Consider the following 14,135-nt stretch of genomic DNA (forward strand, 5'->3'; position numbering starts at 1 on the left):
CGCTCGGCCCTCAACCCGATATGGTGAAGCCGCCGTCCACGGGCAGCGTCTGCCCCGTGATCCAGGATGCGCCGGCGCTCGTGAGGAACAGCACGGCCGCGGCGATATCCTCCGGCTTGCCGAGCCGGCCGGCCGGCGTGCGCGCCAGGGTGGGTTCGGCCCATTCGGGATTGGCGAAGGTGCTGGCCGTCATCCGGCTTTCGGTGAGGCCGGCGGCCACCGCGTTCACGCGGATGTTGCGCTTGGCCCATTCCAGCGCCAGCACCCGCGTCAGCCCCAGCAGCCCGGTCTTCGCCGCGCCATAGCCGGGCACGATGCCGATCCCGAAATAGGAGCTCATCGAAGCGATGCCGATGATCGAGGCGCCGCCTTCCAGCCTGCTTTGCGCCAGCGCGTCGGCGCAGCCATGGGCCATGCGGAAGGCGGATGTCAGGTGCATCTCGATCGCGCGGGCGAAGATATCGGGCTGATATTCGTCCAGCCCCAGCGAAGGCAGCGCCATGCCGGCATTGTTGACGAGGATGTCGAGCCCGCTTTCCCGCGCCGCCGCCGCGACTTCCGCCACGCTCGCGGGGTTTTCCACGTCCAGCCGGTGGTAGCGATAGCCGGAAAGGTCGTCCCCATAATCGTCCACGCTGGCGCGGGTGCCGGTGATCGTCACGTCGGCGCCGGCGGCGCGGTAGCCGGCGGCGATCGCCGCGCCGATGCCGCTGGTGCCGCCCGTCACCAGCACCCTGGCGCCGGAATAATCATATCGTGCCGTGTTGGGCATCCGTCCCTCCTCATCCAATGCCGCTTTCCTAAGCCCCTGCCGGCGGGCTGGCGAGGCGGGCGGGCGGCGGGCGCAAGCCATTGCCGCAATCCGCAAACGAAAACCCCCGCCGGTCGCCCGGCGGGGGTCTGTCGTCGATCGGCCCGGTCCGGGGACCGGACCAGGCCCGAAGGCTCCGGCGATTAGGCCGAATAATACATGTCGTATTCGACGGGGCTGGGGGTCATCTCCCAGCGATAGACCTCGGCCCACTTCAGCTCGATATAGGCCGCGATCTGATCCTCGCTGAACACGCCGCCCTTCAGCAGGAAGGCGTTGTCGGCTTCCAGGCTCTCCAGCGCCTCGCGCAGCGAAGCGCAGACGGTGGGGACTTCCTTCAGCTCTTCCGGCGGCAGGTCATAGAGATTCTTGTCCATCGCCTCGCCGGGATGGATCTTGTTCTCGATGCCGTCGAGGCCCGCCATCAGCAGCGCCGAATAGCAGAGATAGGGGTTGGCCATCGCATCCGGGAAGCGGAACTCGACGCGCTTCGCCTTGGCGCCCGTGCCGTAGGGAATACGGCAGGAAGCCGAACGGTTGCGCGACGAATAGGCCAGCAGAACCGGCGCCTCATAGCCCGGCACCAGCCGCTTGTAGCTGTTGGTGGTCGGGTTGGTGAAGGCGTTGAGCGCCTTGGCGTGCTTGATGACGCCGCCGATGAAATAGAGGCACATGTCCGACAGGCCCGCATAGCCGTTGCCGGCGAACAGCGGCTCCTTGCCGTTCCAGATCGACATGTGGGTGTGCATGCCCGAGCCGTTATCTTCCTTGATCGGCTTGGGCATGAAGGTGGCCGTCTTGCCATAGGCCTGGGCGACCTGGTGGACGACATATTTGTAGATCTGCATGCGGTCCGCGGTCGTCACCAGCGTGCCGAAGGTCAGGCCCAGCTCGTGCTGGGCGGCGGCCACCTCATGGTGGTGCTTGTCGCAGGGCAGGCCCATTTCGAGCATGGTCGAAACCATCTCGCCACGGATGTCGACGGCGGAATCGACCGGCGCGACGGGGAAATAGCCGCCCTTGGCGCGCGGGCGGTGGCCCAGATTGCCGCCTTCATATTCGCGGCCGGTGTTGCCCGGCAACTCGATATCGTCGATCTTGTAATAGCTGGTCGAGTAGCTGTTCTCGAACCGCACGTCATCGAACATGAAGAATTCGGCTTCCGGGCCGACATAGACGGTGTCGCCGATGCCGGTGGACTTGAGGAACGCCTCGGCGCGCTTCGCGGTGGAGCGCGGGTCGCGGGCGTAGAGCTCGCCGGTCGAAGGCTCGACGATGTCGCAGACCAGGATCAGCATCGGCGTGGCCGAGAAGGGATCGATCCACACCGCGTCCAGATCCGGCTTCAGGATCATGTCGGATTCGTTGATCGCCTTCCAGCCTTCGATGGAAGAGCCGTCGAACATGAAGCCGTCGGTCAGTTCGTCCTCGCCGACAACGCTCGAAACCATGGTCAGGTGCTGCCACTTGCCCTTGGGATCGGTGAAGCGGAGGTCGACCCATTCGATCTCCTTGTCCTTGATAAGCTGCAGAACGTCAGAAGCCTTATTGGCCATGTCTCGTCGCCTTCTGATTAAATCCCTAGGAAATTCGGCGGGCCCCACGCCCGCATGCCCCTGGCTCGCCGCGTGCCGATCCTGCCGATCAGATCGCGTCTACGCCCTTCTCGCCCGTGCGGATGCGCAGCGCGCTCTCCACCGGGATGACGAAGATCTTGCCGTCGCCGATCCGCCCCGTCTGGGCGGCGCTGGCGATGGCTTCCACCACGCGTTCGGCGAGGTCGTCGTCCACCACGACCTCCAGCTTCACCTTGGGAAGGAAATCGACCACATATTCCGCGCCACGATAGAGCTCGGTATGCCCCTTCTGCCGGCCGAACCCCTTCGCCTCGGTCACGGTGATGCCGGACACGCCCACTTCATGCAGCGCTTCCTTCACCTCATCGAGCTTGAACGGTTTTATGATCGCTTCGATTTTCTTCATTGGGCGTTCCCTCCCGCTCGAACGCTGCCGCGCGTTCTTCAATAAGCGTGCCAAATGGTGCGGCGCAAGAATGCGTCGCGAATCCGCCCCAGACTTTCGCTGCGTTGCCGCAAGAAGTGGCAGAGTGAGACATTATGCCCGAATCTTGGGCAGGCTTCGCCTGAAAAATCGGCGATGATGATCGCGCCGGACGCGATGGCTTCGATTCGGCCGGGAGGATGATGTGAGTCGGGATTGGCTGTCCGTCGCGACGTTGAAGGAGGCCACGATCGTGCAGCGCATGATCGGGGAACGGATCGAGACGGCGGACCGCCTGCCGCCCGCGCCGCGCGTCGCGGGGGCCGATGTTTCGATGAAGTGGCGGGACTCGATGGGCCCCGTCCACGCCGCCATCGCGCCGGTCGACGGGCCGGCCGCCACCGCGACGGCGATCCCGCCCTTTCCCTATGTGCCGGGATATCTCGGGTTCCGCGAGGTGCCGGTGCTGGCGATGGCCTGGGACCGGATGGCGGCATCGGGCGGGCCGGTGCCGGACCTGCTGATCGTGGACGGCCATGGCCGCGCCCATCCCCGCCGGGCGGGCGTGGCCAGCCATCTGGGCGTCGCGCTGGACGTGCCGACCATCGGCTGCGCCAAGACCCTGCTCTGCGGCGTGGTGGAAGGCGAGGTCGGCCCCGATCCGGGCGACCGCGCGCCGGTGGTGCATGGCGGCGAGGTGGTGGCGATGGCGCTGCGCATGCGGGCGCGGGCCGCGCCGGTCTATGTCGGCATCGGCCATCGCGTGTCGCTGGAGACGGCGGTGGACTGGGTGCTGCGCCTGGGAGGAGGGCGCCGGCTGCCCCTGCCGGTGCGCCTGGCGCACGACGCCGCCAATGCCGCGCGACGGCTTGCCGAGGCGGAGCGAAGTTGAGGAAGTTGAGGATTGCGGAGCATATTCCACGGCCCCCTGAAGCGGCGATAAATATATTTATTCGCAACTGCTTGTGCAGATAACTTCATGCACGATACCAGGTTGCTGCCGTTGGATAGTCCCAACGGCCGGACGGGATGGCGGAGGCGGAAGGCATGCCCGCAGGATAATCTCCGGCGGCGGTGTAGGACAGCGCCTGCTATCCCGTGGGAATGGTGACGAGGGGCGCGCTGGCGCCGCCGCTGGTGTCGTTCAGCGACAATAATATCTGGGCGAGCAGGAACATGCGCTTCGATGCCGCATCCTTGCCGTCGATCCAGAACCAGCGGCCGCGATAGCGGACGGCGACATGGGCGTCGGCGGGCTTGCGGCTGCCGCTGTGGATCGCGACCAGGGCGGAAGGAGCGCCGGCATCCGCGACCGGCGTGCCCGCCCGCCCGTCATCATCCCCGGCCGGCACCTCCACGCCCTGCGCCATTTCGGCGAATATCTCGAACATGGAGCGGGTGCCGATGGTCAACTGATCGGGGGCGATCTGGGCCGCGCCGAAGGCGATGCCGAATTCGCCCCTGCGATCGCCCGGCAGCTTCAGGGTGCGGACCAGATAGTCGATATCGGCTTTCTCATCATCGCTGAGCGTGGGCGATATCCGCGCGGAGGCGCTGAATTTCCTGCCATCCTCATGTTCGACATGAAGCTGGAGCGCGCGGTTGCGCTGGAGCCGGCCCATGACGGCGATGACCCGATCGAAATCGCTGTCGGCGGTATGCGCGAACAGCGGATCGCGGCCGCCATTGCTGATGCCGTTGATCGACCGGGTCGCGAGCTTGAACAGGATATCGGCCGACCAGCCGGATTCGATCATGCCCAGCAGCGCGGCCGGCGGGATCGGCGAAAGCAGGCTGCGGGCGAAGCGATCGCCCGCCAGCGGTGTATAGGTGATCGTGGGCGTTTCGCGCAGCAGCACCGATCCGCCGATCCCGCCATCCGCCTCGTCCACCGGCGGCCCCAGCGCGATATCGGCGTGCAGCGATCCTTCGCGGGTATATTGGCTGATGACGGAGCTGACCTCCAGGAACAGCGGCGCATCGCCATAGCGCATGGCGACGATGTTGAGGAGGAGCTGTTCCTTGTTGGTCTCGCGCAGGTGGGTCGCATAATCCGACCGGTCTATGCCCATGCGCTGCGGGCCGATGCTGGCGCAGCCGCCCAGCGCGGCCGCGACGGCGACCAGCAATGCCGCGCCCGCCATCCGCCGTGCCGCCCATGAAGCCGGCTGCGTCACCATCCCGCCTTTCGCCAAGCGGCGCCAAGCGCCATCGCCGGCTGCGATCGTCCCGCAGGCGGGGGTGGGCGGCTATCGGGATAAACCCGGAGTCAGGCTCCGGGCATTCCATGGGCGGCGGTGGCCGGGGGCGTCAGGCCGCGTAGGGCGGCGCGTTCAGGCCCCTGGGGCTGAGCGTGAAGATCTCGCACCCATCCTCGGTGATGCCGATCGAATGTTCGAACTGGGCGGAGAGCGAGCGATCGCGCGTCACCGCCGTCCAGCCATCGTCCAGCACCTTCACGTCGGGCCGGCCGATATTGATCATCGGTTCGATGGTGAAGAACATGCCCGGCCGCAATTCCGGCCCGGTGCCGGGGCGGCCGGCATGCACCACTTCCGGCGCATCGTGGAACACGCGGCCAAGGCCGTGGCCGCAGAAATCGCGGACGACGCCGTAGCGGTGCTTTTCCGCGAAGCTCTGGATGGCATGCGCGATATCGCCCAGCCGGTTGCCGGGCTTCGCCTGCGCGATGCCGAGCATCAGCGCCTCATAGGTCACGTCCACCAGCCGGCGCGCCTTGATCGGCACGTCGCCGACCAGATACATGCGGCTGGTGTCGCCATGCCAGCCGTCGAGCATCGGCGTGACATCGATATTGACGATATCGCCGTCCTTCAGCGTCTTCGGGCCGGGGATGCCGTGGCAGACGACATGGTTGATGCTGATGCAGCAGCTGTGCGTGTAGCCGCGATAGCCGAGCGTCGCGGGCACGCCGCCGCCATCCAGCGTCATCTTGCGGACGATATCGTCCAGTTCCTGCGTGGTGACGCCGGGGCGGACGTGCGGCACAAGCGCATCGAGGATCTCGGCGGCCAGCCGGCCGGCCTTGCGCATGCCCTCGAACCCCTCGGGCCCATAGAGCTTGATCGCGCCGTTGCGGGTGACGGTATCGCCGTCCTTCACGTTCACATAGCTGTCCATGCCGGCCATATAGCAAGCGAGGGCCGCTTTTGCGAGGCTGGGCACGGAAAGCATTTCCCCAGCGCCTGTTACTTGCATTATGCCACGGCCGATGAACGAGGATCGTATCTGGACCGCCGCGCTGATCGTGATCGGCGACGAGATTCTGTCGGGCCGCACCCAGGACAAGAATATTTCCCAGGTCGCCTTGTGGCTGAACCTGCAGGGCATCCGCCTGGCCGAGGTGCGGGTGGTGCCGGACGTGGAGGCCGCGATCGTGGCCGCCGTGAACGAGCTGCGGGCCCGCAACGATTATCTGTTCACCACCGGCGGCATCGGCCCCACCCATGACGACATCACCGTGGATGCGATCGCCGCGGCGCTCGGCCGGCCGGTGATCGTCCATCCCAAGGCGAAGGCCGTGCTGGAGGGATATTATGCCACGCGCGGCGGCCTTACCGAGGCGCGGCTGCGCATGGCGCGGGTGCCCGAGGGGGCCGAGCTGATCGAAAACCGCATGTCCGGCGCGCCGGGGATCAGGATCGGCAACGTCATCATCATGGCGGGCGTGCCGCATATCGCCGGGCTGATGCTGGAGGCGCTTTCCGGCAAGCTGGAAGGCGGGCGGCCGCTGATTTCCCGCACGCTGGGCTGCTGGGTGGCGGAAAGCGAGGTGGCGGACATGCTGGGCGCCACCGAGGCCGCGCATCCCGGCTGCCAGATCGGCAGCTACCCCTTCTTCCGCGACGGCACGGTGGGCGCGAATTTCGTGATCCGATCGACCGACGAGGCGCGGCTCGACGCCTGCGCGGACGATCTGGCCGCGCGGCTGCGCGAGGCCGGGCATGACGTGTTCGCCGGCGGCATCTGAGGGGCGATGGCCCGCATCCTGATCGGGTGGGAGCTGGGCTCCGGCCGGGGCCATGCCGAAAATCTGATCGATCTCGCCACGGAAATGCGCGCGCGCGGGCATGATCCGGTGCTGGCGGTGCAGCAGACGGCGGCGATGCCGGCGGGGTTCGAAATCTGGCAGGCGCCTTTATGGCCGGCTCTCATCACATCGCGGGCGCGGCCTTCGCGATCGGCGCCCGCCACCTTCGGGGACATATTGAGCGCGGTGGGGCTGGGCGAGGCTGGCGTGCTTTCCGGCCTGATCCGGGCGTGGGACAGGATATTGGCCGCGGTCAGGCCGGATGCGGTGGCGGCGGAGTTCGCGCCCGCGCTGCTGCCGGCGGCGCGCGGGCGGGTGCCCCTGCTTTCGTTCGGCACCGGATTCGCCCAGCCGCCGGCCGGGCTGGCCGCATTTCCCAGCCTGACCGGCGATCCGGCGGCGCGGGACGAGGCGGCGCTGCTCGCGGCCGCCAATCGCGAGATCGGGCTGGCCGGCGCCGCGCCGCTGCCCGCCTTGCCGGCGCTGTTCGCGGCGGATCGGGTGCTGGTGCAGGCCTTTCCCCTGCTCGATCCCTATCGCCGCTGGCGGCGGGAGGGCGAATATGCGCCGCCGCCCGTTTCGGCCGCGACGGGCAGCCTGCCGCCGCTGGCGGACGGGCGCGGGGAGGAGATATTCGTCTATCTCAACGGGGCGCAGACGGTGCGCGCGCCGCTGCTGGCCGGGATGGTGGATGCCGGCCTGCCGATCCGCCTCCACATGCCCAGCATCGCCGATGCCGACGCGGCGGTGCTGGAACAGGCGGGCATCACGGTCGAACGGCAGCCGGTGCCGATCGCCCGGATCGTCGAGCGATCGCGCCTGATCGTGAGCCATGGCGGCATCGGCCTTGCCGCCGCCGCGCTCTGCGCCGGGCTGCCGCACATCGTCCCCTCCTTCGATCTGGAAAAACGGCTGACGGGGCTGGCGCTCGCCGAAGCGGGGCTGGGGCGGCAGGCGGAATTCCGCGCGCTGGATCGGCCGGGCATGGCGCGGCTGCTGGCCGAAGGCTTTGCCGACAGGGCGATGGCGGCGCGCTGCCGCGATGCCGCGCCCGCTTTCCGCGCGGCGGCGGTGCCGGGCGGCGCCAGGGCCGTGGCCGATGCCGTGGAAGCGCTGATCGCCGCATAAAAAAGGACCCGGCCGTCGCAACGGTCGGGTCCAGTCCTAGGGATTCGATCGGAGAGGAGGATCGGTCCCCTTGCCCGGGGTGGGAAGGGGGTTCCCACCGGGCAGAAAGCATCTCTGTCAGCGTGGCGCGGCGTCGATCCGCGCCCAGAATTCCTCGGCGGTCAGGGTGGCCGGCGTGGGCGCGGCGTACCTGGGGGCCGCATCTTCGCGGCGGCGGGTTTCGCGCTGGCCGGCGGCATCCGGGCGGCGCGGAATGATGGCGGTATCGATCATGGCGGCCTCCTTTCCTACAAACACTACTAAAACGATAGAGAAAAAGGCGCAACCCAAAATACATTATCAAGGGGTGATAGATGGCCTTTGGCCGATCGATCCGATGCGCCCTTCCGGCGCGGCCGCCCGATGGGCTAGTCTGCCGGCCATGAACCCGATCTATGCCGAGATGCCGACGACGATCTTCGAAGCGATGTCGGCACTCGCGCGCGAGCTGGGCGCGATCAACCTCGGCCAGGGCTTTCCCGATGCGCGGGGGCCGGAAAGCGTGATCGAGGCGGCCGTCACGGCGCTGCGCGAGGGATCGAACCAGTATCCGCCGATGCCCGGCCTGCCGGAGCTGCGCCGCGCCGTCGCCGATCATTATCGCCGCCACCAGGATATCGACCTGGACTGGACGAGCGAGGTGACGATCACCTCGGGCGCGACCGAGGCGCTGGCCGCCGCGATTCTCGCCCTCGTCCGGCCGGGGGACGAGGTGCTGCTGATCCAGCCGATGTATGACGCCTATCTGCCGCTGGTGCTGCGGGCCGGCGGGGTGCCGCGCTTCGCCCGGCTCGCGCCGCCGGACTGGCGGATCGACGCGGCGATGCTGGACGCGGCCTTCACGCCGGCGACGCGGCTGGTGATCCTGAACAACCCGGTGAACCCGTCCGCCAGCCTGTTCGACGCGGCATCGCTGGCGCTGCTGGCGGAGCGCGCCGTCGCCCACGACGCCGTCGTCATCAGCGACGAGGTGTGGGAGCATCTGGTGTTCGACGGCCGCCGCCATCTGCCGATCATGGCGCTGCCCGGCATGCGCGACCGCACGGTGAAGATCGGATCGGCGGGCAAGATATTCTCGCTCACCGGCTGGAAGGTCGGCTGGATGTGCGCGTCGCCCGCGCTGAGCCGGGTGCTGGCCAAGGCGCACCAGTTCCTCACCTTCACCACGCCGCCCAACCTGCAGGCCGCCGCCGCCCATGGCCTCGCCCTGCCGGACGATTATTTCCACGAGATGCGGGCCGGCTATGCGCGGTCGCGGGATCGGCTGGCGGCGGGGCTGGCCGATGCCGGCTATCGCGTGCTGCCGTCCGCCGGCACCTATTTCCTGTCGGTCGACCTGCCGGGATCGGGCATCGCCGCCGACGACGTGACCTTCGCCGAGATCGCCGTGCGGGAGGCCGGCGTCGCCACCATCCCGGTTTCGGCCTTCTATGCCGAGGATGCGGTGCGCGGCGTGGTGCGGCTGTGCTTCGCCAAGCAGGACGAGACGATCGATGCCGGCATCGCCCGCATGGCCATCGCGCGCGGGCTGTTCGAAAGCTGAGGCGCGCGATCTACCGCGCCGCCAGCATTCGCACCGCGCTCACCTGATCGGCGCTGAAGCCAAGCTCCATCAGCCGCGCGGCCAGCGTTTCCGCGCCGCTGCGGCCGGCGCGCGCGGCGCAGACGAAGCCGCGCAGCGCCTCCAGCCGGGGATCGGCCAGCGGGCGAGGGGCCTCGATTCCGGTCAGCAGGCTGAACATGCGCCGCCAGCGCGAGGCGATGCCGCTGCCGGCGGCCCGGCGCGCCTCGTTGATGGCGAGGCCGATCACCTGCCATTCGCGCGCCGAAAGCGCGAGCAGGGGGGCATCGGTTTCGCGGGCCCCGGCAAAGCTGTCGAGGGATGATATCCAGCTCATCTTACGCTCCTGTCACACGCTGCGGGCGAATCGCGCGTCGGCCGGCTGTTTCGGCCTTGATGCGCCTTCCCCGGGCCGGAGGCTGTGACGCTTGCCACAGGGATCGCCCGCAACGCCGCATGCATGTCCGTTTGGAGGGCGCGCGTCGCGCCGCCGTCGACTAAATCGACCGAAATATCGACGGGAAAGGATCAATATGGCGTTCGAGGGCAAGGTTGCGGTCATCACCGGGGCGGCGAGCGGGATCGGCCGGGGGCTGGCGGAACGCGGGCACGCGCTTGGGCTGAAGCTGGTGCTGGCCGATCGCGACGCCGCCGCCGCCGAGGCGCTGGCGGCATCGCTGGAGGGCGCGATCGCGGTGCCCACCGACGTGGCCGATCCGGCGGCGCTGGCGGCGCTGGCCGACGCCGCCTGGGCGGCCTTCGGCGGGGTCGACTATCTGTTCAACAATGCCGGGATCATGGCGACGGGCTATAGCTGGGAGATCGATCCCGCCCGCTGGGACGCATCGATCGACGTGAACCTGAAGGGCATCCTCCACGGCATCCGCGCCTTCGTGCCGCGCATGATCGATCAGGGGCGCGGCCATATCGTCAACACCGCATCGGTCGGCGGCTTCGGCGCGAGCCCGCTGATGGCGCCTTATAGCGTCACCAAGTTCGCCGCCGTGGCGCTGACCGAATCGCTCCATGCGGAGCTGGCGATGCTGGGCGCGCCGGTGCGGGTGAGCCTGCTGGCACCCGGCCCGGTGAAGACCGCGATCTTCGAAAACCCGTTCGGCGGCGCGGTGAACCCGGCCACCCAGCGCTTCGTGGACGAACTGCGTCACATGCTGGACAGCTATGGGCTGGAGCCGGGGCCGTTCGCCGACAAGGTGTATGAGGCGATCGCGGCCGGCGAATTCTGGATCGTGCCCCAGCCCGAGGCGCTCGATCCGATGCTGAAGGCGCGGACGGAAACCATCCTGGCCCGCCGCACCCCCGAATTTTCCTGGAACGGCGGCGAACCCGCCGACGCCTGAGGCGGGAACCCCAATGCGGGTGGCGGCATTGATTCCGCATGGCCGCCACCCGCCTGTTCCATGCATCGGACCTCCATTTCGGCCGCGAGGACGTCGCGGCCGTCGCCTGGTTCGCCGATCGCGTGCGGGTGGAGCGGCCGCATGCCGTGGTCATCACCGGCGATCTGACGATGCGGGCGCGATCCAGCGAATATGAAGCGGCGACCCTGTGGCTGCAGCGGCTGGACGTGCCGGTATCGATCGAGCCGGGCAATCACGACCTGCCTTATTTCAACCCGATCGCCCGGATCGCCGCGCCCTATCGCCGCTATGAGCGGTTGCGGCGCGCGCTGGAGCTGCCGCTGGACCTGCCGGGCATCTGGCTGGTGCCGCTGCGCACCACGACGCGGGCGCAATGGCGGTTCAACTGGTCATGGGGCGTGGTGCGCAGGCGTGCGATCGTCGAGGCGGTGGAGCGGCTCCGCGCCTGCCCGCCCGATCATATGGCGATCATTGCCTGCCATCATCCGCTGATCGGCAACGACATGCCCGACGGCCATGGCGAAACCCTGCGCGGCGAGAAGGCGCTGGAGGCGGTGGCGGCCGCCGGCGCCGAGGCGGTGCTGAGCGGCCATGTCCACCAGCCGTTCGACGCGCGGGTCGATACCGCCGCCGGGCCGGTCAGGCTGATCGGCGCCGGCACGCTTTCCGAACGCCTGCGCGACGCGCCGCCATCCTTCAACGAACTGCGCGTGGAGGACGGCCGGCTCGACGTATCGCTGCGGACGATGATGTAGCGGCTATTTGCCGGCCACGGCCGCCTTGAGCTGCGGTTCCAGCGCCTGCCAGTTGAAGGTCTTTTCCAGCGCCTTGCCGTTCAGCACGAAGCTGGGCGTGCCCTGGATGTCATAGCTTTCGATCGCCTTGCCGCGGATGGCGACGATGCGGTCGCGCAGGCTGAGATCGGCGAGGCAGGCCTTCACGCGCGGCGCGGGCAGGCCGTTCTTCGTCGCCCATTCGTCCAGCTTCATCGCCTGGGCGAGCGCGGTGTGGAGCTGGGCCGGGGGCGTGGCGCTCAATCTCTCGCCCGTCGCCTCGTCCGGCGCGCGATCGAGGATGGCCTGCTGATCGGCGAACATCTTCTCGCCCAGCGCCACGGCGGCGGCGGGCGTGGCGGTGCAGCGCACCAGCATCCCTTCGGTAAGATCGATCGGGTTGAGCGCGAACTGGCGGAATTCCAGGCTCACCTTGCCGGTGGCGATATAATCGCGGCGGACGATGGGCATGCCTTCCGCCATGAAATGCGCGCAATGCGGACAGGTGTAGGATGCATATTCGATCAGCTTCACGGGCGCCGCCGGATTGCCGATCAGCCAGCCGCCCTCGGGCGTGGCGGCGATGCGGCGGTTCCAGTCCGGCGCCTTGGCCGGGGCCGCCACGGCGGTGGCGGGCGGCAGGGCGGCGGACGCGCCGATGGCGGCGAGCGAGGCGAACGCCGTCAGCACGGCGCGAAACTGGATCATCTATTTGTTTCCATCATCGATAACAGGCGGGCCTTTGGTGGCGGTGATCGCGTCGGCCAGCGATTCGAGCACGGCGCGCAGTTCCGGATCGGCGATCGTCCGCAGGCTGTCGCCCAGCTCCACGGGCATCAGATCGGCCGGCAGCGGCTTCAGCGAAGGCGGGGCGCGGCGGGGCTGGGGCCTGGCGGTGATTCCCTGCCGGATCGCGACGCGGGCGACGGCCGGATAGCCGAAGAAACGGTTCACCCGCTCCACGATCTCGGGCGCGACATGCTGCATCATCGCCGCATGCGCGCCTTCCACCGTCAGCGTCAGCACCCCTTCGGCGCGCTTGCCCTGCGGGAAGCGGATCGATTCGGGAGCGGAAACGCCGGCATAGCGCGGGCCGACAATCTCCCCCCAGCGGCTGACGACCGCGGACTGGACGAAGCCGAAACGGCGGAAGGAGGCGCGGCCCACATCGGGCACCATATCCGCCACGGCGCGCGCGCGGTTCTGGCGCGGCGGCGCTTCCTCGGCGGATCGCGTGCGGCGCGTGCTGGGCGTTCTGGTCTTCCGTTCCGTCATCGGCTTTCCCATGCCATAGCGCGGCCATGCCCGTCGACAGCGCCGTCGCGAATCCGATCGCTTATTCCACCGCACCCCCGATCGCCGCCGGCCTGCTGGCCTGGTATGACCGGGCGGCGCGGCGCTTGCCATGGCGCGCGCCGCCGGGCGATCCGCCTGCCGATCCCTATCGCGTCTGGCTTTCCGAAGTGATGCTGCAGCAGACGACGGTGGCGGCGGTCGGCCGATACTTCGCCGAATTCACCCGGCGCTGGCCGACCGTGGAGGCGCTGGCGGCGGCCGACGATGCCGAGGTGATGGGCGCGTGGGCGGGGCTCGGCTATTATGCCCGCGCCCGCAACCTGATCGCCTGCGCGCGCGCGGTCGCGGCGGCGGGCGGGCGCTTTCCCGACGAGGAGGCCGGCCTGCGGGCCTTGCCGGGCATCGGCGATTATACCGCCGCCGCCATAGCCGCGATCGCCTTCGGCCGGCGGGCGGTGGTGGTGGACGCCAATGTCGAGCGCGTCGTTGCCCGGCTGTTCCGCATCGAAACGCCGCTACCGGCCGCCAAGCCCGCGATTCGCGCGGCGGCGGACGGCATCACCCCCGACATGCGCGCCGGCGATTTCGCGCAGGCGATGATGGATCTGGGCGCCACCATCTGCACGCCCAAGCGGCCGGCCTGCGCGATCTGCCCGCTGATCGATCATTGCGCGGCCTTCCGCGCAGGCGATCCCGAACGGTTCCCGGCCAAGGCCCCCAAGGCGGCGCGGCCGGAGCGCAAGGGCACCGCCTTCTGGCTGGAGGCGGAGGGCGCGGTGCTGCTGGTCCGCCGGCCGGACAAGGGGATGCTGGGCGGCATGCGCGCGCTTCCGACCGGGCCGTGGACCGATGCCGATCCGGGCCTTGCCGGCGCGCCCCGATCGGCTGCGTGGCGATCGGCGGGGAAGGTGGCGCATGTCTTCACCCATTTCGCGCTGGAGCTGGATGTCGTCACCGCCGTCGCGCCCGGCCGCGATGCGGGGGAGGGGGAATGGTGGCCGGTCGCCCGCATCGGCGAGGCCGGCCTTCCCACCCTGTTTGCAAAGGCGGCGAGGCTCGCCCAGAAAGCGCGCGGAAAAGACGGAGAGTGACGGGC

Annotated in this window: 16 protein-coding genes; 7 read left to right on the forward strand and 9 right to left on the reverse strand. The window is 68.8% G+C overall.

What is annotated here, in order from left to right; translation table 11 throughout:
• Nucleotides 1-10 precede the first annotated feature (10 nt).
• The 3 genes from CV103_RS04295 to CV103_RS04305 all read right to left on the reverse strand — a co-directional run bounded on the left by CV103_RS04295 (nt 11) and on the right by CV103_RS04305 (nt 2,794).
• Nucleotides 11-772 carry an SDR family NAD(P)-dependent oxidoreductase gene (locus CV103_RS04295; protein WP_107394060.1) on the reverse strand — a complete coding sequence of 254 codons (762 nt, stop codon included), beginning with the start codon at nt 770-772 and terminating at the stop codon, nt 11-13.
• 182 nt (nt 773-954) lie between these two features.
• Nucleotides 955-2,367, reverse strand: coding sequence for a type I glutamate--ammonia ligase (gene glnA, locus CV103_RS04300; protein WP_015457286.1), 1,413 nt, complete (start codon nt 2,365-2,367; stop codon nt 955-957).
• 88 nt (nt 2,368-2,455) lie between these two features.
• The gene (locus CV103_RS04305; RefSeq protein ID WP_015457285.1) at nt 2,456-2,794 is read right to left on the reverse strand and encodes a P-II family nitrogen regulator; all 339 of its coding nucleotides are present in this window, start codon (nt 2,792-2,794) and stop codon (nt 2,456-2,458) included.
• Between the two features lie 223 nt (nt 2,795-3,017).
• Between CV103_RS04305 and CV103_RS04310 the strand changes: the two genes are divergently transcribed.
• On the forward strand, nt 3,018-3,704 hold the full coding sequence (locus CV103_RS04310) for an endonuclease V (protein WP_015457284.1): 687 nt from the start codon (nt 3,018-3,020) through the stop codon (nt 3,702-3,704).
• A 199-nt stretch (nt 3,705-3,903) separates the two neighbouring features.
• Here the strand turns inward: CV103_RS04310 and CV103_RS04315 are convergent, their stop codons facing one another.
• Nucleotides 3,904-4,989, reverse strand: a complete 1,086-nt coding sequence (locus CV103_RS04315; RefSeq protein ID WP_144061978.1) for a hypothetical protein — start codon at nt 4,987-4,989, stop codon at nt 3,904-3,906.
• 133 nt (nt 4,990-5,122) lie between these two features.
• Nucleotides 5,123-5,953, reverse strand: a complete 831-nt coding sequence (map, locus tag CV103_RS04320) for a type I methionyl aminopeptidase (protein WP_191225248.1) — start codon at nt 5,951-5,953, stop codon at nt 5,123-5,125.
• A gap of 91 nt (nt 5,954-6,044) precedes the next feature.
• On the opposite strand from map, the gene CV103_RS04325 reads away from it, so the two are divergent.
• Both CV103_RS04325 and CV103_RS04330 read left to right on the forward strand, forming a co-directional pair.
• Nucleotides 6,045-6,803, forward strand: a complete 759-nt coding sequence (locus tag CV103_RS04325) for a competence/damage-inducible protein A (RefSeq protein WP_015457281.1) — start codon at nt 6,045-6,047, stop codon at nt 6,801-6,803.
• A gap of 6 nt (nt 6,804-6,809) precedes the next feature.
• Nucleotides 6,810-7,991 carry a glycosyl transferase-like UDP-glucuronosyltransferase gene (locus tag CV103_RS04330; RefSeq protein WP_107394062.1) on the forward strand — a complete coding sequence of 394 codons (1,182 nt, stop codon included), beginning with the start codon at nt 6,810-6,812 and terminating at the stop codon, nt 7,989-7,991.
• Nucleotides 7,992-8,108: 117 nt separating this feature from the next.
• Here CV103_RS04330 and CV103_RS22315 read toward each other — a convergent pair whose 3' ends face one another.
• Complete coding sequence (locus tag CV103_RS22315) at nt 8,109-8,264, reverse strand: hypothetical protein (protein WP_170112545.1); 156 nt, start codon at nt 8,262-8,264, stop codon at nt 8,109-8,111.
• 148 nt (nt 8,265-8,412) lie between these two features.
• Here CV103_RS22315 and CV103_RS04335 point away from each other — a divergent pair, with 148 nt between their 5' ends.
• Nucleotides 8,413-9,573 carry an aminotransferase gene (locus CV103_RS04335; protein ID WP_070934184.1) on the forward strand — a complete coding sequence of 387 codons (1,161 nt, stop codon included), beginning with the start codon at nt 8,413-8,415 and terminating at the stop codon, nt 9,571-9,573.
• Between the two features lie 10 nt (nt 9,574-9,583).
• Here CV103_RS04335 and CV103_RS04340 read toward each other — a convergent pair whose 3' ends face one another.
• Nucleotides 9,584-9,928, reverse strand: coding sequence for a hypothetical protein (locus CV103_RS04340; RefSeq protein ID WP_084653211.1), 345 nt, complete (start codon nt 9,926-9,928; stop codon nt 9,584-9,586).
• A 196-nt stretch (nt 9,929-10,124) separates the two neighbouring features.
• Between CV103_RS04340 and CV103_RS04345 the strand changes: the two genes are divergently transcribed.
• Both CV103_RS04345 and CV103_RS04350 read left to right on the forward strand, forming a co-directional pair.
• Entirely contained in the window at nt 10,125-10,949 is an 825-nt protein-coding gene (locus CV103_RS04345) for an SDR family NAD(P)-dependent oxidoreductase (protein ID WP_070934183.1), read from the forward strand.
• A gap of 38 nt (nt 10,950-10,987) precedes the next feature.
• Nucleotides 10,988-11,725, forward strand: a complete 738-nt coding sequence (locus tag CV103_RS04350) for a metallophosphoesterase family protein (RefSeq protein ID WP_015457276.1) — start codon at nt 10,988-10,990, stop codon at nt 11,723-11,725.
• Nucleotides 11,726-11,728: 3 nt separating this feature from the next.
• Here CV103_RS04350 and CV103_RS04355 read toward each other — a convergent pair whose 3' ends face one another.
• The gene (locus tag CV103_RS04355; protein WP_107394063.1) at nt 11,729-12,451 is read right to left on the reverse strand and encodes a DsbA family protein; all 723 of its coding nucleotides are present in this window, start codon (nt 12,449-12,451) and stop codon (nt 11,729-11,731) included.
• A complete protein-coding gene (locus CV103_RS04360) occupies nt 12,452-13,018 on the reverse strand; it encodes a DUF721 domain-containing protein (RefSeq protein ID WP_245896641.1) in 567 nt (188 codons plus the stop codon).
• Nucleotides 13,019-13,044: 26 nt separating this feature from the next.
• Between CV103_RS04360 and CV103_RS04365 the strand changes: the two genes are divergently transcribed.
• Entirely contained in the window at nt 13,045-14,130 is a 1,086-nt protein-coding gene (locus CV103_RS04365) for an A/G-specific adenine glycosylase (protein WP_107394065.1), read from the forward strand.
• Nucleotides 14,131-14,135: the final 5 nt, after the last annotated feature.

The organism is Edaphosphingomonas fennica (genome assembly GCF_003034225.1).
Classification (GTDB): domain Bacteria; phylum Pseudomonadota; class Alphaproteobacteria; order Sphingomonadales; family Sphingomonadaceae; genus Sphingomonas_E; species Sphingomonas_E fennica.